Source organism: Pseudomonas sp. R38(2017) (assembly GCF_002112395.1).
GTDB lineage: Bacteria > Pseudomonadota > Gammaproteobacteria > Pseudomonadales > Pseudomonadaceae > Aquipseudomonas.
The window spans coordinates 90,941-108,591 of the sequence record NZ_NEHN01000005.1; the positions used below are offsets into that span (position 1 = coordinate 90,941).

Consider the following 17,651-nt stretch of genomic DNA (forward strand, 5'->3'; position numbering starts at 1 on the left):
CCGTTGAGTTACTGCGGCAATCCTGCACCGCCATCCACACTGGATTTACTACGCCGACAACGCTCCGAGCAATAGCGCACGTCCTCCCAGCAGCGAGCCCATTTCTTCCTCCATGTGAATGGAAGGCCGCAGGTCGCGCAGGTTTTGACGGGCAGCTCACTTTTTTTCACAGCGACTCACCATCGTCTAATTGCTTGAGCAACCATTCGCCGCGCTGCCAAAGCGCCTGTTGTCTGGGCTCAGGCATGCGGTCGAGGTTTTTGTAGATGATGCTCATGCGTTGATTGCCGCGCAGTCGGTCGCCGTGACGCATTAGAAAGTGCCAGTAGAGCGAATTGAAAGGGCAAGCGTCGTCTGTGGTGCTTTCACTGACCTTGTACACGCAGCCACGGCAATAGTCGGACATGCGTTTGATGTACTGGCCGCTCGCACAATAGGGTTTGGAACCGAGATAACCGCCATCGGCGTGCATGACCATGCCCAGGGTATTGGGCAGTTCCACCCAGTCGAAGGCGTCCATGTAGATAGCCAGATACCACTCACAGATGTCCTTCGGCGCGATGCCGGCGAGCAGTGCGAAATTGCCGGTCACCATCAGTCGCTGGATGTGGTGAGCGTAGGCATGTTCCAGGCTCTGGTTGGTGGCCTGGCGCATGCAGTTCATCTGTGTTTGCCCCGTCCAGTAGAACTCTGGAAGCGAACGCGTATTACCAAAGGCATTTCCCTGGGCATAGTCAGGCATCTTCAGCCAGTAGACACCCCGGACATACTCACGCCAGCCGATCAGCTGCCGAATAAAGCCTTCGGCGGCGTTGAGTGCAATGCTGCCGGACCAATAGGCAGATTCCACATCGCTGCAAAGCTTACGAAGATCCAGCAAGCCGATATTCAGTGCCGCGCTGATACGCGCATGAAACAGAAACGGCTCATCGCTGGCCATGGCGTCTTGATAGTCGCCGAAGGCTGCCAGCCCCCAATCGAGAAAGTAATCCCACAGGGCCTGCGCTTCGGCGTGGGTGACCGGATAGTCGAACGTATCGAGGGCGCCGTAGTGGCCGGAAAAGTTGTTGGAAACTAACGCAAGCACCTCACGGGTGATTGCATCTGGCGTAAAACGGGCTGGCGAAGGCGGCCTGACACCCTTGGGCAAGGCTTTGCGGTTTTCCGCATCAAAATTCCAGGCGCCTCCGACCGGACTGCCGTCGCCATTGAGTAACAACCTGCTCTTGCGGCGCATCTCTCGATAAAAGAACTCCATGCGCAGCTGTTTTTTGCCCTGCGCCCATTGAGCGAACTCGGCACGTGAGCAAAGAAAGCGATTATCGCAATGCCAGTGGATCGCCAGGCCACAGTCCCTGAGCGAATGCTCCAGTCGCCAGTCACCGCACTCTGTCATGTGCAGTTCATCCGGCTTCAGACGTGAGTGCCAGCGCTGCAATTCGCTCGGCACGGACCCGGTATTTTCCGGATCATCGAGCGTTACGTACTGCACCTTGACGCCGCTCTGCCGCAAGGCTTCGGCGAAGTGGCGCATGGCGCTGAATATGAGGGCGATCTTTTGCGGATGATGAGGAACATGGCTGGCCTCCTCCATCACCTCGACCAGCAGCACCGTATCGCTGTGTTGATCCAGCGCCTGCAGAGAGGCGAGATCGAACGATAACTGGTCGCCCAGGACGAGGCACAATCGGCGAGTCGTGTTCATCAATCAGGTTCCAGTTGATGGGGGCGTTCAGGCTGACTGCGTAGAGTTGATCCACTGAACGGCTTTCAACAAGCGAGAGCCTGAATTCTTGTACAAGAACACGAAAATGTACAATTTTATTGCAAGAGATTGGCTGGCCACGCCATGAAATCAGCCCAGGCGTGGCGCCGTGTAGAGGCGGCCGATGGCTGCTTCTACAGCCATTTACCAAAACCAATACGGCAAAAACTTCGGCGTAGGCTCGATCATCAGTTCCAGGTGATAGGTGATCGGGTTGAAGAAAAACATATCCAGAATCAAAAACGCCCCGACCCCGAATGACAGCGTCATGAACTCGCGATAAGGATGTTCAGCAAAGTACTCGCGTTTGGCGTGATAGAAGCTCAACAGCGCAATCAATCCCAACCCTGCGCCCAGGTAGTTGGGCTGTAACGGGACTTCGACGAAGTTGTTGTAGACCAGCACCGACACCAGCATCCCCAACCCAAGCATGGGCAACTTCAGGCAGAACTTCAGCAGGCCGTTTTTGGCGCGTACGAAGGCGGCTTCCTGGCTGACGAAGAGGTACGCGGCCAGCAGTGAAATGGCCGGGGTGATTGCCAGGATGTAGCGTGCTTTCTTGGAGCTCGGGATGGTGAACAGCACCAGCAGCACTAACAGCCACCCGGTCAGATAGAGCAACAGGTCGATGTCTTTGTCACGGGTCGGGCGGAAGAACAATTTGTACTTCTTCAGGATCACGTTGATGGCGTAAAACACCGTGAAGCCATAGGTAAACAGGCCTGCGGAGAAGTAGAAGTAATAGCGCGGCGCGTGGTCGGAGCCGAAGCGGCCGATGCCCTGCATGTTAAGCACGTCTTCGAGGAACGTTTGCCCCCCTTGCAGGTACGCCGCCCAGGCCAGCAGCACAACTCCGGCGGCCAGGATCAGGCCCGACAGGAATGAAAACAGCAGCAACATGCGCCATTGGCGGCTCAGCAAGTAATAAGCCCCGATGACGCAAGCGGGCCCTATCAAACCGATCGGCCCACGAAACGCAAAGCCCAGCGCCAGCCCGACGAACAGAAAAGCCAGGCGTCGCGGGTCTTTTTTCAGTTCGGCGGAATAGGCCACGTAGAAGCACATCACCGTAAACAGCGCCGGGTAGATATCCAGTGCCAACGAGTTCACGCCGTCGAGAAAGGCCCAGGTCAACAGGCTGAAAAGCACGCCGTACGCGCCCCACCTCTTGCTGTGCAGCGCCCCCAGCCGATAAATGAACACCAGCATCAGGGACGCGGCCACGCAGGACGGAAATCCCATGGAAAGTATCGACACCCGGCCGAAAGGCAAGGAAACCAGATAGACCAACAAGGTATTGAGGACGGTGTAGTCGGGATAAGGCTTGAGGTCGTCTGCAATGGGAAACAGCGTGACGCCGTGCTGCAACATGTACTCGGCAAAGTCGACAAAGCGTGTTGTGTAGTTGAGGACAGCAGGTTTGTACTGCAACACCATGAACACGGTCAGTGTCGTGAAGAAAATGCTCAGGCATGGATTTCTTGTAATCAATCCCTTCAACATGCCGGCCCGCCAAGTGCGCTCTACAACAAGCGGGGCATCATATCGATCCATCGTTAACCCTTTAGTGAAGTTGTTCTTTTGGCCACCATCCTGAAAGCCCGGATACACCGGAATTAATGTTCTGCTTTCCGGGAAGTTGAATTTGAGCCTAGCCCACAGCGGGGACTATTCAAGCATGACGCGCCCCAACACTCCCTGAACAAGATGGATGAAAGTCAACAAAAAAGCCCGGCCATAGACTCTCGTCATCGACGAGAGTCTATGGCCGGGCTGTGTACTTTTCAGTTACTGGTTATTCACGGTGATGTAGGGATCCCAGGTGTGGTCTGTGCCAATCTGGTTAAGGTCACGGTCGTACAGGGCGAAGTTGATGGTGTACCAGAGTTTGCCTGGATTCAGAGCAGTGGCTTGCCACAGGGAGTACGTCACATCGGTTTTGGAAATACCGCCGGGAGCCCCCTTGTTCAGATAGATCACCACACCGGGCACGTTGAAAGAGATAGGTGGAGAGATGGTGCCTCTGTAATCGCCGCCCTGGTGTGGGTCGCCGGGCTGGACGTTCTTGATTTGTGCGATGCGATCGAAGTTGCGCGACAGCGTGGTGGCACGCCAGCGGATGTTGTCGCCGGTTTTGACATCGATCCACAGCTCGTTGCCGCCTTCGCCGGTGTTGCCGCTGGCATGTGGATCGACGGCATCGCGCGTCACCAGCATGGAAATCGCACCGCCAACGTCGTTGGGATGGGCAATCAGGTAATCGGCATCAATATTGACGAGCACGTCATAAGTATTGGTCGCACTGGACATTTTGCTGCTCCTTGCTGGAATGGCATGACGACCGCGCCCGCAAAGGCTGTCCGGCTCATCCGGTCCCTGGATGCGGTCTGCGGAGAACGATAGGAGATGGCTTTATGGTGTCAACGTGCGATCAGTCGACACGGAAAAATCCGTAATGGGTACGGCTTCGGCAAGGCATTGATCCAGGGCTGTTCGAGGCATACGCCCAATCGGACACGAGGTTTTTTCTTACAAGCCAAAGTGCGGGAAACGCACATTCAATATTTGTAACTGTCGTGGAGAACCCAGAGAGCCAACGCAGATTAACGACAGTCAGTACATGATCGGTGTCTTTTAAAAAAACAGCACCAGGAGCGACTCTGTCATTAACTCACTCGGCGTTTTTGTCGCTGCCCTTTATGTTTTCAATCAGGTCAACCACATAGTCCTGATTGAAGCCCGCCACGAATGACCAGAACAGCAACTTGGCGTAGGCCGCATACCCTTCCGCATGCTGGCAAAAAATATCGTTGAAGATCTGCTTCAGACACTGCGGATCTCTGTCCGGAGTGATCACCGGAAACAAATCGCCCCGGATAACGCCGGAAAGGAACAACAGATACAAAAGCCCTGCCAGTATCCCGCCAATGAACGAAGGCAGTATCAACGCAAACCATGAACGGGAGAGGTTTTCGATTTCCGGGTCGGTGAGTGCTGACAACCGTCTGTGAAACCCTACATAGCCGCCGATATTCCCGGCAATACAGACGATAAACGGCACTTTGTAGTCAGGCAGGCTGTAAGTGACGGCAATCGCCAGCGCCAGCAAGGCGATGAACAGCCAGAATATGCGCTTCCAGATGATGTTGAGGTCTTCCTGACGATTCATGATCAACTCCTTGATCGCGACCCTGTGAGGACTATTCAGACGATAGACCAATCCGGTCGCGCGCACGGAAGATCGAACCGAAAAACGCCTCGAGGGTGCGCTGCTGAATCCACGCGCACCCTCGCAGCGACTGGTGTCAGCCCAGGCGCATCGACACTTCGATGTCATCGGCAAACGGCACGCTGAGGTAGCCGTTCTTTGGCGAGCGCACGTGGGCCAGGTATTCCGGGCAGTAGTCGGTGTTGTCAGCGATCACCAGCGCACCCGGGCGCAGTTGTTTTTCCACCTGGCTCAACACATCGCCATACAACGCCTTGGCGCCATCGAGCAGAAGCAGATCGACGGTGTCCGGCAGGCCGCTCGCCAGGGTCACCAGCGCATCGCCTTCGCGAATTTCGATCAGGTCACTGACCCCGCCCTCTACGAAGTGGTGCCGCGCCAGCTCGACTTTCGATGGTTCGAATTCGCTGCCGATCAGCACTCCACCGCCGTTGTCCCGCAGGGCCGCCGCCAGGTGCAGGGTCGACAGGCCGAACGAGGTGCCGAACTCGACAATGGCTTTGGCCTTGATGCTGCGGGCGAGCATGTACAGGAGTTTGCCGGTATCCCGGGAGACAGGCAGCCACAGGTCTTTGAGCATTCCATAGAGTTCGCGGTATTCGGTTTTACTGTGCATCAGGCGGTCGCGCTCGGCGTCGGACACGGAGTTCAGTACCGGGCTGGTGGCAGCGCTGGCCTGGGTGTAGAGGCGTTCGATCAGGGTGGCCAGAGGCTCGGCGGTCAAAGTCGTCATGGTGGTTTTCCGTCGGTTGAGGGCTAAAATGCGAATGATTCGTCGCATTCAATGATGCGAGCGAATGGCCCCGTTCGCTATTCGCATTCCCCCTTCACGCCCGAGCCGCCCATGACCGATCGCCAGACTGCCCGTATTTCCTCACGCAAACAGCCGCAGCAGGCGCGTTCTACCGAACTGGTCTCGGCGATTCTCGAAGCGGCTATTCAGGTTTTGGCCAAGGAAGGTGCGGCCCGTTTCACCACGGCACGGGTTGCGGAGAAGGCCGGGGTGAGTGTCGGATCGCTGTATCAGTACTTCCCGAACAAGGCAGCGATTCTGTTCCGGTTGCAGAGCGATGAATGGCTGCAGACTACGCAGATGCTGCAGCGGATCCTCGACAATCGAGAGGTGCCGCCACTGGATCGTCTGCGCACGCTGGTGCATGCATTTATCCGTTCGGAGTGCGAGGAAGCGCAGATGCGCGGTGCCTTGAGCGACGCGGCGCCGCTGTACCGCGATGCACCGGAGGCCCATGAAGTGCGGGCGACGGGCAAACGCACCTTTGAGGCGTTCATGGTTGAATTGCTGCCCGAGGCCAGCGAGTCGACCCGCGTTCAGGCCTGTGATCTGATCCTGGCTACGCTCAGTTCGGTCGGGAAGGATTTTTCACTGAGCCCGCGCACCGACGAGGAGATCTCGGCCCGCGCCGATACCATGGCAGATATGTTTCGGGCTTACCTGGTTTCGCTGGATACCAGATAAAGCTGTCGATACGCCGTCACCAGCTGATCCTGATTGAACGCGAGATTGCGGCCGCTGGGGTTGGGCAGGATCCACACCTTCGCCCCGCCGAACGTCTTGTCCTGCGCGCCCCATTCAAGCGCCTTATTACCGGACAACCCGGCATAGGCCGCCTTGCCGAGAAACGCCACATATCGCGGCGCATAGCGTTTGATCTTGCGCTCGAAGTGCGCCGCCGCTGTGGTGAATTCCTGCGCCGACAGTTGATCCGCCCGTGCCGTCGGCCTTTCCACCACGGCAGTCAGCCCGCAGTGGTAATGCAGGATCGAGCGATCGTTTTCCGGGGCCACTTCAACAGGCGTGAACCCGGCCAGATGCAACGTGCGCCAGAACCGATTGCTGCGCCCGGCAAAGTGATGCCCCTGCTCCGCCGCCAACAGGCCGGGATTGATCCCGCAGAACACCACGGACAGGCCTTTGATCAGGATGTCTTCAAGCATCAACTTCTCCCCTGTATTGCAGATACTCAAATCGGTACGACTACGCTTGGATATTGACCGTTCAAGGCAGTAATACCCACTCTTTCAAGCTACAGCCCCCAGCGCAAAAACCTACAAATACGTCAGAAAGCGCTGGCTTGTGGGCCAAATCCTTAGACTTTATCTTTCTACCTCACTGCTCATCGACAAAATCAAGAGCACATTCAGGATTGATGGCTCGTCCTTGATCAAAAACAAAGATGGCACGATTGACGACACTGTCATCTCTCCCTAATCTGCCCACATCCCGCCCAAGGCAGTAAGCCGTCCTAACCATCCAGGACGTGCCAAACCCTTGGGCGTTTTTGTTTTCAGGAAGAATGTATGCCCACAGCGGTTCTGGTTGACGGTGCCTACTTTATCAAGCGATTTCGAAGGATTGAGCCTCACAACGCATTCAATGCCGAACGCGCTGCCGATCTCGTGCACCGATGGGCAACGGCTCACCTGATGTCCAGAACCTTTTCTGGCCAAAGTGGCTTACCTTCAGGGCCACAGCAACGTCCCAGAAAGGAGCTTTACAGGATTTTCTTCTACGACTGCCCTCCCCTGGACACCAAGCAACACAACCCGATAACAAAAAAACTCGTGGACTTCTCTAAATCCAGAGAGGCAGTTTTTCGTAGAGAGCTGCACATTCGGTTGCGAAGCAAACGCAAGTTGGCATTGCGTCTGGGGCATCTGTCGAAAGATGTGAAATGGACAATCAAACCCGCAAGAATCGCCGATCTGCTCAAGGGCAAAATTCAGATATCAGACTTGACTGAGGCCGATGTCAGCATAGACACGCGGCAAAAAGGCGTAGATATGAGAATCGGCGTCGATGTCGCATCGCTTTCATTTAAGCAACAGGTCGATCAGATTGTCCTCATTGCGGGTGACGCTGACTTTGTACCTGCGGCGAAGATGGCTCGCCGCGAAGGCGTTGACTTCATACTTGATCCGATGTGGCAGAGCATCCCTGATGGATTGATGGAACACATCGATGGGTTGCGTTCCACCTGCCCCAAGCCATCGTAAACAGATGCGCCGCATTGGAGGCGGCCAGCTGAAAATCAACACGTCTTCGGTATCATGTCGAAGGCTGGCCAGCCCCGGGGCTTACTTGAACACCGGCACTGCCTCAACCCCATCCGCCTGCTTGAGATACTCGCGCAACCGCCCACCGATTTCCGCGATCTTCGCTTCGCCCTCTTGCAAGGCCTGCGGGTTGGTGTGCACGGAGTAGTTGCCCAATGCCAGATCGTAGGGATGAGGCTGTGCCGAGCCGATCACGAACACCGTGCCATCGCGCAGGGCCTTCAGGGTAACGGCACCGTTGCCCGGTTCGAAAACGGCCATTTCGCCGGCGCTGACCAGATCCGGTGTAGCCAGCAACCCACGGCTGACGCTCAGCCACAATGACTCATGCCCTTTTGGTGGAGTGTAAGTCCAGGTTTCGCCGGCACTCAGCGTGACCAACAGATAGTTGATGCCGGCAGGCGCCCGAACCGGGCTTTGCACGCCTTGATGAGCGCCGAGAATCACCCGCGCCGGCCCCACCTCGGGCATCGCGGCAGACTCCAGATACTGGCTGTCGACACTGGCGTTCTCCAGCTCCGGCGGCAAAGCCACCCACAATTGAAAGCCCTGAATCCGCTGCGACGTGCCCACCGACATTTCCTTGCCGTGCCACACTCCGCCGCCCGCGCGCATCCACTCGACACCACCGTAATCGATCATGCCCTTGCACGATCCGGCGGCCTCGAAACGCAGGTTGCCTTCGGTAACCACCGTCACGGTCGCGATCCCAGAATGCGGGTGCATCGGCATGTTGTGAATGAACGAGGCCTCGCCTTCGAACAGGTCGAGGAACACGAAGGGTTTGATCAACTGGCCCAGATCCGAAGGGCTCATCAGTCGCACGATCGAGCCGTGCCCGCTGCCGCTGGTGCGGTAGCGCAGAGTGCGGTGAGTGACAGGTTCGCGGGTGTAGCCGGAGAGGTGTTGCTGAACGGTCATGATGATTACTCGATGCTGTTACAGAGGGCGGCCAACAAACGGCAAAGCGCCGCGAGGGAACCTGTCCCTCGCGGCGCCCGGCTTTCAGCGGCGACGGACGTCGAGGCTGAAGCGACCTGCACCGAAGGCCACGACTTGCAACAGGCCGCCGGCCATGGCGATGTTCTTGAAGAAGTGGATGAACTGATTCTGGTCAGCCAGCGCATTGTGGAAGGCCAGTGCGGTGACCACGCTGAACGCGGCCAGCACAGCGGCGACGGTACGGGTGCGGTAGCCGGCGATCAGCGCCAGGCCTCCACCGATTTCGACAATGATCGCCAAAGCCAGCGCCACTTGCGGAAGCGGCAGCCCGACCGAGCCGATGTAGCCGATCATCATGGCCGGCGCGGCGAGTTTGGAGAAACCGGAGAGAATGAAAATCACGCTGAGCAAGACACGGCCGATCAAGGCAGCCGAGGCTTGTTTGGTGTCGGAAGCGTTCTGTACAGCAGTTGCTTGAGCGATGTTTGCAGAAGTAGCCATGGGAGAATTTCCTTCAATGGGGTCCGGTTCGACTTGAACCGTCCGGATGAAGAAATGTTGCGCCTCGGCAACTCATCTGAATAGCCGACTAATTTAGATCGTTACGTTCGATAAAATAGGCAAGCTGTTCACCCAATATAGGCCTCCATGGCGACTCAAGGACACCGACATGATCTCCGACCCAGGCACACCGACACTCGATCAACTGCGGGTCTTTCTTACCGTCGTCGAAGTCGGCAGTTTTGCCGCCGCGGCGCGCAAGCTCCACCGGGCGACCTCGGTCATCAGCTACTCGATTGCCAATCTCGAAATGCAACTGGGCGTCACCCTCTTCGATCGTGAAACCACCCGCAAACCGCAACTCACCGACGCCGGCCGCACTGTGCTGGCCGAAGCCCGGACCATCGCCAACGGCGTGCATGGCTTGCGCGCCAAGGTCAAAGGCCTGCTGCAGGGGCTGGAAGCCGAAGTGCATGTCGTACTCGACGTAATGTTGCCCGCCGAGCGCGTGGTGGATGCGCTGAAATCCTTTCGCGAGGAATTCCCCACTGTTGCCCTGCATCTGCACATTGAAGCGCTCGGCGCCGTGACTGAGTTGGTGATCAATCACGGCGCGGTGGTCGGTGTCAGCGGGCCGATGAATGACGGCATCAACGGCATCGAAAAAATCGGCATCGGCAGCGTCGAGCTGATTCCGGTGGCGGCGCCGAATCACCCGTTGGCGACCGCTGAAGGCAATGTTCCGGGTGCCGGGCGCGAGCACACGCAACTGGTGCTGTCGGATCGCTCGCAACTGACCAAAGACAAGGAATTCGCTGTGCTGAGCAACCGCACCTGGCGCCTGGCGGACCTGGGTGCCAAGCACATGCTGCTGCGCGAGGGCATCGGCTGGGGCAACATGCCCCGGCCGATGATCCAGGAAGATCTGGATACCGGCCGACTGGTGCAACTGGATCTGCCGGAATACACCAGCGGGCAATACACCTTCGACGCGATCTACCGCACCGATGTGCCACCGGGGCCGGCGGCGCGGTGGTTGATCGAGCGTTTCGTTCAGCAGAATACGCGCGAGGCTTGATCCGGCAAGTTGACGAGCGCCCATCCGGATGTTCAGATGCCGCCCTGTTTCAGGTGTCCCATGCCGCCGTGCATGGGGTGAAACGGGAAACCGGTACGTTCTTTTCGAACAAGTCCGGTGCTGCCCCCGCAACGGTAGGCGCGTGATGCTTTCGATACACCACTGTGGCCAGACGGCCATGGGAAGGTGAAAGCGTCCATACGCGCGAGCCCGGAGACCGGCCTGAAATTCTGTTTGGCAAACTCCTGCGGTGGGCGGGCATGGGCCGGTGTCGGCGTGTGCGCGATGCCTTCTCCTGCATGCTCTTCTGCGAAGATCCTTTCGAGAAGACAATGATTCGACCTTTCAACACTCCGGCTCCATCCCTGTTGTTCGGCTGCCTGTTCAGCCCCCTGCTGCTGGCGGATGATGCACCGCTCGAACTCATCCAGCAAATCGTTTCCGCGCCGTCGGTGGAGTCCACCACGGTGGCGGACATGGCGCAGTTCGGCAGCAAGGTCGAGGTCGTCACCCGTGAGCAGATCGAACGCGCCGGCCCCAGCGCCGATGTCACCCGCGTCATGCAGATGTTCATTCCCGGCCTGTACGTCGCGCCGAAAAACGGCCCGTTCGACTACGGCACCTATTCGCTGCTGGGTGGGCGCAACGATGACACGCTGATCCTGCTCGACGGCGTGCGCCTGAACAATCGCCTGTACGGCGGCCTGTATCTGGACACCCTGCCGGCCAACGCCATCGAACGCATCGAAGTGCTCAAGGGTGGGCAAAGTCTGTTGTTCGGCACCCAGGCCGTGTCCGGCGTGATCAACATCGTCACTCGTAGCCCGCAAAGTCGCAAAGCCTCCGGCGAAGTGAACATGGGCGTGGATACATTCGGCGGCACCACCGAGGATGCGCGGGTCGAGAACATCTTCACCAACGGTTTCGGCGACCTGGGCTTGCTGGCCTACGTCAGCCATAACGTCTCGGACGGCTATCAGCCGTTTCGCAATCGCGACATCAAGAACGACAGCGAAAAGAAGCGCGCCTACGAAGTCACCAGCTTCGGCGGCAAGGCGATTCAGTCCTTTGGCGATGACGCGCGCCTGGAACTGTTCTACCAGTACGCTGACGCCAACCTCGACTTCGCCCGCCCGGTGGACAATCACAAGACCACCAACGACCGTATCCAGCAGATCGCCACGGCGACCTTTGAACAGAACGTCAACGAACGCCTGAGCTACTTCGTCAAAGGCCACATCAACGACTGGGACACCCGCTACACGCGCATCAACAACACGTCCGATGGCGGTGTAAAAACCATCAACCACAACGACTATTGGGGCTTCACCGACTGGGGTGTGCAGGCCGAAGGCAAGGCCGAATTGCCCGGCGGCCATGTGCTGGTGTTCGGCACGGACAACCAATGGTTCAAGGGCCAGGACGATGTGCTGATCATCGACAATGACAAGGCTGAAGCCCACGCGCTCTATACTCAACTGCGCCCGCAGATCGACGCCCTGCCCGACTGGCATCCGAGCATCGGTATTCGTCACGAAGCCATGAGCGGCGGCGACAGCGCAACGGTCGGCATGCTCACTTCGTTGTATGACCTCAATGAACACTGGGCACTGCGCGGCCAGTACGGCACCGCCTACAAACTGCCGAACGCCGAGCAACTGTTCGTCAACGAACCGGGCGACGAGTTGGGCAACCGCAACCTGAAACCAGAGAAAAGTCGCAACGCCGAACTCGGCCTCGACTACAAAGGCTTGCTGCTCGACCGTGAGATCAGCGCCAGCGTCACCCTGTTCAAGCGCAAGATCGATGACCTGATTACTCTCGACGACATTCAGTGGGTCAATGGCCAGGGGCGGATCCAGATGCGTGGTTTCGAGGTGGACGCAAAACTGGCGCTCAACGATCAATGGAGCCTACAGGCAGACATGACCCGCAACCTCACCGAGTCCCGGGCGGGAGTGACAATCAACGACGTACCGAGCTTTTTCGCCCGCTCGCGCATCGGTTACGAGTCGGCTGACCGGATGTGGGGCGCCGGCGGTGCGATCCGCTATATCCGCGATGTGATCAGCTCGAAACAGGTCGAGTACGGCCATTATTCAGTGGTGGACGCTGACGCTTATCGCTATCTCGATTGCGCCCATCAGCATCGCCTGAGCCTGCTGGTAGAAAACCTGTTCGACCGCGACTACGTCACCAGCCGTTCGAGCAACGTCGACAACCTCGGACGGCCGTTCACCTCCGAAGTGCGCTACACGTACCGTTTCTGATGGCTGAAATCAAAACCATCGACGGCGTCGACACGCACCCGGACTGGTCGCATGTTCCCGCCCATGCCCGCCACGTACTCCTCTGCACCGGCCCGCGCTGCACCCAGCGCGGCGCCTTGCAGATATGGAAAACCCTGCGTCGGCACTTGCTGGCTCATGACCGCATCGAGACCCCCGGCGGCGTTTTGCTGACCCGCACGCACTGTCAATTCCCGTGCAACCTGGGGCCGGTCATGACGGTGTATCCGGAGACCTGCTGGTATGGCGTGCGCAGCCACGCGGATGCGCAACGGCTGGTCGAAGTGCATCTGGTGGGCGGTGAAGTGGTCGAGGATCTGTTGATCAAGGAGCGCTCGTGAGAAGACTGGGTTTTCTGGCGAGTGCCCTGCTCTGCACTTCGCCGGTTCTGGCAGATGACTATCGCAATTGTGGCGAGACCTGGCACCTGCCGGTGTCGCCACCGTCGCGGATTGTTGCGCTCAACCAGCATGCGGCCGATCTTGTGTTGGCGTTGGGTGCGGGCCCGGCACTGGCCGGCGTCGCTTATCTGGATGACACCGGTACGCCGCAATCCGAGTACTTCGGCGTGCCGGTGATTTCGCCCCGCTATCCATCGAGCGAAGTGCTGTACGCGCAGAAACCGGATCTCGTGGTCGGCGGCTTCGCCACGGCGTTTGGCAACGGCGTCACGTCACGCAGCGGACTGGAGCGCAACGGCGTGGCTTCGTATTTGCTGGAGTCGGCCTGCAACGGACACTCGCTGGATTACTTCGAACTCATCCGCAACGACCTCTCGACTCTCGGTGCCTTGCTGCACAAGCAGCAGCGCGCTCGGGAACTGAGCGATGCAATGGATGCCGATCTGGAAAAGGCCAAGGCTTTAACCCGCCGGGGCAGGCCGCTGTCAGTGTTCTACCTAGACAGCGAGGTCAACGGACTCGACAGCGAAGGCCGGCGTGGTTTTGTTACCAATCTGTTGGCCGCCGCCGGGGCGCGGAACCTGTTCGCCGACATCAACCAATACCGGGTGACCGTCAGCCGCGAAACCCTGCTTGCCACGGACCCCGACGTGATCCTGCTGGCCGATGCCCAATGGTCACCGGCCAGTCGCAAACGTCAGTTGCTGATGCAGGATCCAGTGCTGTCGACCCTGCGGGCCGTGCGTGAGGGGCGGATGATCGATATTCCGTTTACGCATCTGTTGCCGACCGTGAGCAGCGGTCGGGTGGCGCTGGAGTTGGCAGAGCGGCTCAGGGCCTTGCCTTGAACATCAACACGAGATTTATCCGGAACGGCAATAAATGACGAGACGGTTATCCCGTAAGACTGGTAGAACGGCTGGGCAAACGTCCCGTTTGCTCACTTTGATCAAGGAAGATAAAAACAATGAAAAACGCTTTCCGCATCCTGCTTCTGATCTGCCTTTCGACCAGCGCAAACGCTGACGAAAACCCCATCGGTTTCCGGACTTCCACACTGACGGACGCGCACAACGACCGTCCGCTGGAGATGGTCGTCTGGTATCCCGCCAGGACCACCGCCACCCCGCAGTTGATTGCAGACGATATTGTGTTTATCGGGACGTCCGCCGTGCGCGATGCACCACCGACTGCCGGAGAGCATCCATTACTGGTGCTTTCACACGGTTACCGAGGGAACTGGAGCAACCAGGCGTGGCTGGCCACAGCCTTGGCCCGTCAGGGTTACATCGTGGCGGCGGTCAACCATCCCGGCACCACGACCCATGACCGCAGTCCTCATGCGGCTGCCCAGTTGTGGCAACGACCTGCCGACATCAGCCGAGTCATTGATGCAGTGACCGCTCGGCCCGAGCAACTGGGTGCCGTTTCGATGCGTCGAATTGCGGTAGCCGGCCATTCGCTTGGCGGCTGGACTGCCCTCGAACTCGCCGGCTCACGTTTCGACCCCGAGCGCTTTGCGAAGGACTGCGCAGCCCATCAAAAGCTGGCCAGTTGCTCGGTCTACAAGACGATCAACGTCGCCAATACGCCAGAATCAAAAGGCCGGATGAGCGCGGACTTGAGCGACAAACGCGTCGGCGCGATCGTTTCACTGGACCTGGGCCTGTCACGCGGGATGACCGATACAAGCCTCGCTGAACTGCCGGTTCCGACGCTGGTGATTGGCGCTGGCGTGCCGTCCGAGGACCTGCCAGCCCAACTGGAGTCGGCCAATCTCGCCAAGCGGCTGCCTTCGGCATCGTCGCAGTATGTCGAGATCAGCGACGCCAGCCATTTCAGCTTCATGGCATCGTGCAAGGCCGGCGCAGTGGCGTTGCTTGAAGAAGACTCGCCGGGTGACGGCATCATTTGCGGGGATGGCGGCGGTCGTTCGCGTGAGATGATCCAGCAGCAGGTTGTGGCATTGATCGACGGGTTTCTGAACCGGTCACTCCCGAACTGATGACGGTGTTGCCTGTGGTTTCGTGATACATCAGGATCCCTCCTTTTTGATCGTCAGGAGCAATCGTGGAACGTCTCTTCGTTTATGGAACCCTGGGCCCCGGCAGACCGAATGAACATGTGATGCTGAACATCGGCGGCACCTGGCAGGCCGCTTCGTTGAAGGGGCGTCTGTCGCACGCCGGCTGGGGTGCGGCGATGGGCTTTCCCGGTCTGGTGATTGCGGAAGATGGTGATGTCATTGAAGGCTTTGTATTCTCCTCCGAAAACTTCCAGCAGCACTGGGCGGCGCTCGATGAGTTTGAAGGGGCCGAGTATCAGCGGGTTTTGACCAAGGTGACTCTGGATGACGGGACGACAACGGATGCCTGGGTCTACTCCCTGCGCTAGGCAACTTCACCAAAACGGCTACGCCCTGCTCCACCAGGCAATCCCGGCTGCATGGCTGACCGAACTTCGGCATACGTTCGACACCGGCGTAAAGCCCTCAAGCGAATGGCCCGTGCCCCGTGGTATCGACTGGCGCCATTCGCTGCTGGACACTGATCCGACCGTCCAGGCTGTTTGCCGGTTGCCACAATTGCTGGCAGTGGTGGGCGAGTTGATCGGCGAGCACTTCTTCATCTCCCAGGTTGAAGGCCGCGAACCGCTCGCCAATGGCGGCCACCAGCAACTGCACCGGGACCTGTCGGCACAACGCCCCGGCGACACCGTCATCGCGCTGGTCTACCTCGACGATTATGGCCCGGAGAACGGCGCAACCCGCATCGTCCCCGGCAGCCATCGCCCTGCACTCGGCGAGCCCCCGTTCGACTTCTCTGATGAATCCCGATCCGTGCAACTGACGGGCAACGCCGGCGATATCCTGATATTCGATGCCGATCTCATTCACGCCGGCAGCCTGAACCCCGCAGGCGCCCGTCGTCGCACCCTGCTGATCACTTATTTTTCGGAAACGCTCTATGCATCACACCTGGAAACGGTGGGTCTCAGAAACATTCGAATGGACACCAGCGAAAGGTTCGATCCGGCAGTGTTTGCCCTGAAAGAATCTGAGCAATTCATTTGACTTGATTGCCTTGGGCAACTATATAGTTGCTCAAGGCAACCATTAGAGCACATGTCATGTCCGCGAACCCACTGATCGAACGCGCCGACATCGTCCGGCAATTCAACCGCTTCTACACCCATCAGATCGGCGTTCTGCAGGAGCACCTGCTGCAAAGCGACTACTCGTTGACCGAGCTGCGCATCCTCTACGAACTGGCCTCCGGCGGCGATCTGACCAGCGCCGATCTGCGCCAGATGCTGAGCCTGGACGCCGGTTACATGAGCCGGATCATCAGCGGCTTCGACAAAAAAGGCCTGATCCAGAAAGTCCCCTCAGCCACCGACGCCCGCGCCAGCCAGCTGCACATCACCGACCTCGGCCGCGAAATCCTCGCCCCGCTGGAACAGGCCTCGCGGCAGGAAGTCATCACCCTGCTCGAACGCATGGCCGAGCCGCAGCAACTGCAATTGATCGAGTCCATGAAGCAGATCCAGACCCTGCTCGAGGGCGGCAAGCAACCCGCCTACCTGTTGCGCGATCCTCAGCCGGGCGACATGGGGCTGGTGGTGCAGCAGCAAACGGTGATCTACACCCGCGAATACGGCTGGAACTGGGAGTTCGAAGCGCTGGTCGCCGAGATCGTCGCCAAGTACCTGCGCGAGTTCGACCCTGCCAGCGAGCGCTGCTGGATTGCGGAAAAGGACGGCAAGGTTGTCGGGTCAGTATTTGTCATCCGGCACGACGCAACCACGGCAAAACTGCGCATGCTGTTTGTGGATGCCAGCGCACGGGGGTTGGGGATCGGCAATCGGCTGGTCGAGGAATGTCTGAGGTTTGCCCGGGATGTCGGGTACAAAAAGATGATTCTGTGGACGACCAGCAATCTGGTGGACGCGCGCAAGTTGTATCAGCGGGCGGGGTTTGAGTTGGTGGAGGAAGAGCCGATATTCAGCTTCGGGAAGGAGCTGGTGAGTCAGACGTGGGCGATTGGGTTGTGAGGTCTTTTAGCCCCAAGCAAAGGAAAAATGCTGCAGATGAATATTGATCTGGCGGAAGTATCGAGCGCTGAAGAGCTTCATTCAATCCTCAGAGATGCCCTCGGTTTCCCCGTCTGGTATGGCTGTAACTGGGATGCTTTCTGGGACGCGATCACGGGCCTCGTTCAAATGCCCGCTTACCTGAGATTTTCAGGGTGGGAGTCTTTTTCCACCCGACTACCAAGGGATGCGAAGCTACTGCAGGAATGCCTCGCGAATTTGAAAATCGAGTTTCCAGAACTTGCCCCCGATTTGGAATTCAGCTGAACGGAACCTCCGT

General features: G+C 58.4%; 20 protein-coding genes and 1 riboswitch. Of the genes, 11 read left to right on the forward strand and 9 right to left on the reverse strand.

Annotated elements, in window-relative coordinates; genetic code table 11:
• Positions 1-8: 8 nt before the first annotated feature.
• The 6 genes from CAF87_RS13335 to CAF87_RS13360 form a co-directional block, all read right to left on the reverse strand.
• Entirely contained in the window at positions 9-170 is a 162-nt protein-coding gene (locus tag CAF87_RS13335; RefSeq protein ID WP_085731809.1) for a DUF2256 domain-containing protein, read from the reverse strand.
• Positions 167-1,705 (reverse strand): cryptochrome/photolyase family protein, encoded by a 1,539-nt coding sequence (locus CAF87_RS13340; RefSeq protein ID WP_085731810.1) that lies wholly within the window; start codon positions 1,703-1,705, stop codon positions 167-169. Before CAF87_RS13340 ends, CAF87_RS13335 begins: the two co-directional genes overlap by 4 nt.
• 204 nt (positions 1,706-1,909) lie before the next feature.
• A complete protein-coding gene (locus CAF87_RS13345; RefSeq protein WP_085731811.1) occupies positions 1,910-3,268 on the reverse strand; it encodes a glycosyltransferase family 39 protein in 1,359 nt (452 codons plus the stop codon).
• A gap of 285 nt (positions 3,269-3,553) precedes the next feature.
• Positions 3,554-4,075 (reverse strand): AidA/PixA family protein, encoded by a 522-nt coding sequence (locus tag CAF87_RS13350; RefSeq protein WP_085731812.1) that lies wholly within the window; start codon positions 4,073-4,075, stop codon positions 3,554-3,556.
• A gap of 361 nt (positions 4,076-4,436) precedes the next feature.
• The gene (locus CAF87_RS13355; RefSeq protein ID WP_085731813.1) at positions 4,437-4,934 is read right to left on the reverse strand and encodes a hypothetical protein; all 498 of its coding nucleotides are present in this window, start codon (positions 4,932-4,934) and stop codon (positions 4,437-4,439) included.
• A 136-nt stretch (positions 4,935-5,070) separates the two neighbouring features.
• Complete coding sequence (locus CAF87_RS13360; protein WP_085731814.1) at positions 5,071-5,727, reverse strand: O-methyltransferase; 657 nt, start codon at positions 5,725-5,727, stop codon at positions 5,071-5,073.
• A gap of 111 nt (positions 5,728-5,838) precedes the next feature.
• Between CAF87_RS13360 and CAF87_RS13365 the strand changes: the two genes are divergently transcribed.
• Positions 5,839-6,471 carry a TetR family transcriptional regulator gene (locus CAF87_RS13365; RefSeq protein ID WP_085731815.1) on the forward strand — a complete coding sequence of 211 codons (633 nt, stop codon included), beginning with the start codon at positions 5,839-5,841 and terminating at the stop codon, positions 6,469-6,471.
• Here the strand turns inward: CAF87_RS13365 and mug are convergent.
• Complete coding sequence (gene mug / locus CAF87_RS13370) at positions 6,444-6,950, reverse strand: G/U mismatch-specific DNA glycosylase (RefSeq protein ID WP_085731816.1); 507 nt, start codon at positions 6,948-6,950, stop codon at positions 6,444-6,446. The two genes, CAF87_RS13365 and mug, sit on opposite strands and share 28 nt — an antisense overlap.
• A gap of 363 nt (positions 6,951-7,313) precedes the next feature.
• On the opposite strand from mug, the gene CAF87_RS13375 reads away from it, so the two are divergent.
• Positions 7,314-8,009 (forward strand): NYN domain-containing protein, encoded by a 696-nt coding sequence (locus CAF87_RS13375; protein WP_085731817.1) that lies wholly within the window; start codon positions 7,314-7,316, stop codon positions 8,007-8,009.
• Between the two features lie 81 nt (positions 8,010-8,090).
• Here CAF87_RS13375 and CAF87_RS13380 read toward each other — a convergent pair whose 3' ends face one another.
• A complete protein-coding gene (locus CAF87_RS13380) occupies positions 8,091-8,990 on the reverse strand; it encodes a pirin family protein (RefSeq protein ID WP_085731818.1) in 900 nt (299 codons plus the stop codon).
• Positions 8,991-9,074: 84 nt separating this feature from the next.
• On the reverse strand, positions 9,075-9,512 hold the full coding sequence (locus CAF87_RS13385; protein ID WP_085731819.1) for a DoxX family protein: 438 nt from the start codon (positions 9,510-9,512) through the stop codon (positions 9,075-9,077).
• A gap of 169 nt (positions 9,513-9,681) precedes the next feature.
• Between CAF87_RS13385 and CAF87_RS13390 the strand changes: the two genes are divergently transcribed.
• The 9 genes from CAF87_RS13390 (at position 9,682) to CAF87_RS13430 (ending at position 17,638) form a co-directional block, all read left to right on the forward strand.
• Complete coding sequence (locus tag CAF87_RS13390; protein ID WP_085731820.1) at positions 9,682-10,590, forward strand: LysR family transcriptional regulator; 909 nt, start codon at positions 9,682-9,684, stop codon at positions 10,588-10,590.
• Between the two features lie 34 nt (positions 10,591-10,624).
• Positions 10,625-10,831, forward strand: a riboswitch (cobalamin riboswitch).
• A 91-nt stretch (positions 10,832-10,922) separates the two neighbouring features.
• The gene (locus CAF87_RS13395; protein WP_085732254.1) at positions 10,923-12,860 is read left to right on the forward strand and encodes a TonB-dependent siderophore receptor; all 1,938 of its coding nucleotides are present in this window, start codon (positions 10,923-10,925) and stop codon (positions 12,858-12,860) included.
• A complete protein-coding gene (locus CAF87_RS13400; protein WP_085731821.1) occupies positions 12,860-13,219 on the forward strand; it encodes a ferredoxin in 360 nt (119 codons plus the stop codon). The genes CAF87_RS13395 and CAF87_RS13400 overlap by 1 nt, the downstream gene beginning before the upstream one ends.
• A complete protein-coding gene (locus CAF87_RS13405) occupies positions 13,216-14,127 on the forward strand; it encodes an ABC transporter substrate-binding protein (RefSeq protein ID WP_085731822.1) in 912 nt (303 codons plus the stop codon). Before CAF87_RS13400 ends, CAF87_RS13405 begins: the two co-directional genes overlap by 4 nt.
• A gap of 119 nt (positions 14,128-14,246) precedes the next feature.
• The gene (locus tag CAF87_RS13410; protein ID WP_085731823.1) at positions 14,247-15,284 is read left to right on the forward strand and encodes an alpha/beta fold hydrolase; all 1,038 of its coding nucleotides are present in this window, start codon (positions 14,247-14,249) and stop codon (positions 15,282-15,284) included.
• A 65-nt stretch (positions 15,285-15,349) separates the two neighbouring features.
• Positions 15,350-15,673, forward strand: a complete 324-nt coding sequence (locus CAF87_RS13415) for a gamma-glutamylcyclotransferase (protein WP_085731824.1) — start codon at positions 15,350-15,352, stop codon at positions 15,671-15,673.
• Positions 15,648-16,352, forward strand: a complete 705-nt coding sequence (locus CAF87_RS13420) for a phytanoyl-CoA dioxygenase family protein (protein WP_085731825.1) — start codon at positions 15,648-15,650, stop codon at positions 16,350-16,352. Before CAF87_RS13415 ends, CAF87_RS13420 begins: the two co-directional genes overlap by 26 nt.
• 56 nt (positions 16,353-16,408) lie before the next feature.
• Complete coding sequence (locus CAF87_RS13425; RefSeq protein ID WP_085731826.1) at positions 16,409-17,332, forward strand: helix-turn-helix domain-containing GNAT family N-acetyltransferase; 924 nt, start codon at positions 16,409-16,411, stop codon at positions 17,330-17,332.
• A gap of 36 nt (positions 17,333-17,368) precedes the next feature.
• Positions 17,369-17,638 carry a barstar family protein gene (locus tag CAF87_RS13430; protein ID WP_256576013.1) on the forward strand — a complete coding sequence of 90 codons (270 nt, stop codon included), beginning with the start codon at positions 17,369-17,371 and terminating at the stop codon, positions 17,636-17,638.
• Positions 17,639-17,651 lie beyond the last annotated feature (13 nt).

Coding starts and splice junctions, on each gene's coding strand:
- CAF87_RS13340 (WP_085731810.1), bottom strand. CDS start 1,705: ATGAACACGACTCGCCGATTGTGCCTCGTCCTGGGCGACCAGTTATCG.
- CAF87_RS13345 (WP_085731811.1), bottom strand. CDS start 3,268: ATGTTGAAGGGATTGATTACAAGAAATCCATGCCTGAGCATTTTCTTC.
- CAF87_RS13350 (WP_085731812.1), bottom strand. CDS start 4,075: ATGTCCAGTGCGACCAATACTTATGACGTGCTCGTCAATATTGATGCC.
- CAF87_RS13355 (WP_085731813.1), bottom strand. CDS start 4,934: ATGAATCGTCAGGAAGACCTCAACATCATCTGGAAGCGCATATTCTGG.
- CAF87_RS13360 (WP_085731814.1), bottom strand. CDS start 5,727: ATGACGACTTTGACCGCCGAGCCTCTGGCCACCCTGATCGAACGCCTC.
- CAF87_RS13365 (WP_085731815.1), top strand. CDS start 5,839: ATGACCGATCGCCAGACTGCCCGTATTTCCTCACGCAAACAGCCGCAG.
- mug (WP_085731816.1), bottom strand. CDS start 6,950: ATGCTTGAAGACATCCTGATCAAAGGCCTGTCCGTGGTGTTCTGCGGG.
- CAF87_RS13375 (WP_085731817.1), top strand. CDS start 7,314: ATGCCCACAGCGGTTCTGGTTGACGGTGCCTACTTTATCAAGCGATTT.
- CAF87_RS13380 (WP_085731818.1), bottom strand. CDS start 8,990: ATGACCGTTCAGCAACACCTCTCCGGCTACACCCGCGAACCTGTCACT.
- CAF87_RS13385 (WP_085731819.1), bottom strand. CDS start 9,512: ATGGCTACTTCTGCAAACATCGCTCAAGCAACTGCTGTACAGAACGCT.
- CAF87_RS13390 (WP_085731820.1), top strand. CDS start 9,682: ATGATCTCCGACCCAGGCACACCGACACTCGATCAACTGCGGGTCTTT.
- CAF87_RS13395 (WP_085732254.1), top strand. CDS start 10,923: ATGATTCGACCTTTCAACACTCCGGCTCCATCCCTGTTGTTCGGCTGC.
- CAF87_RS13400 (WP_085731821.1), top strand. CDS start 12,860: ATGGCTGAAATCAAAACCATCGACGGCGTCGACACGCACCCGGACTGG.
- CAF87_RS13410 (WP_085731823.1), top strand. CDS start 14,247: ATGAAAAACGCTTTCCGCATCCTGCTTCTGATCTGCCTTTCGACCAGC.
- CAF87_RS13420 (WP_085731825.1), top strand. CDS start 15,648: ATGCCTGGGTCTACTCCCTGCGCTAGGCAACTTCACCAAAACGGCTAC.
- CAF87_RS13425 (WP_085731826.1), top strand. CDS start 16,409: ATGTCCGCGAACCCACTGATCGAACGCGCCGACATCGTCCGGCAATTC.
- CAF87_RS13430 (WP_256576013.1), top strand. CDS start 17,369: ATGAATATTGATCTGGCGGAAGTATCGAGCGCTGAAGAGCTTCATTCA.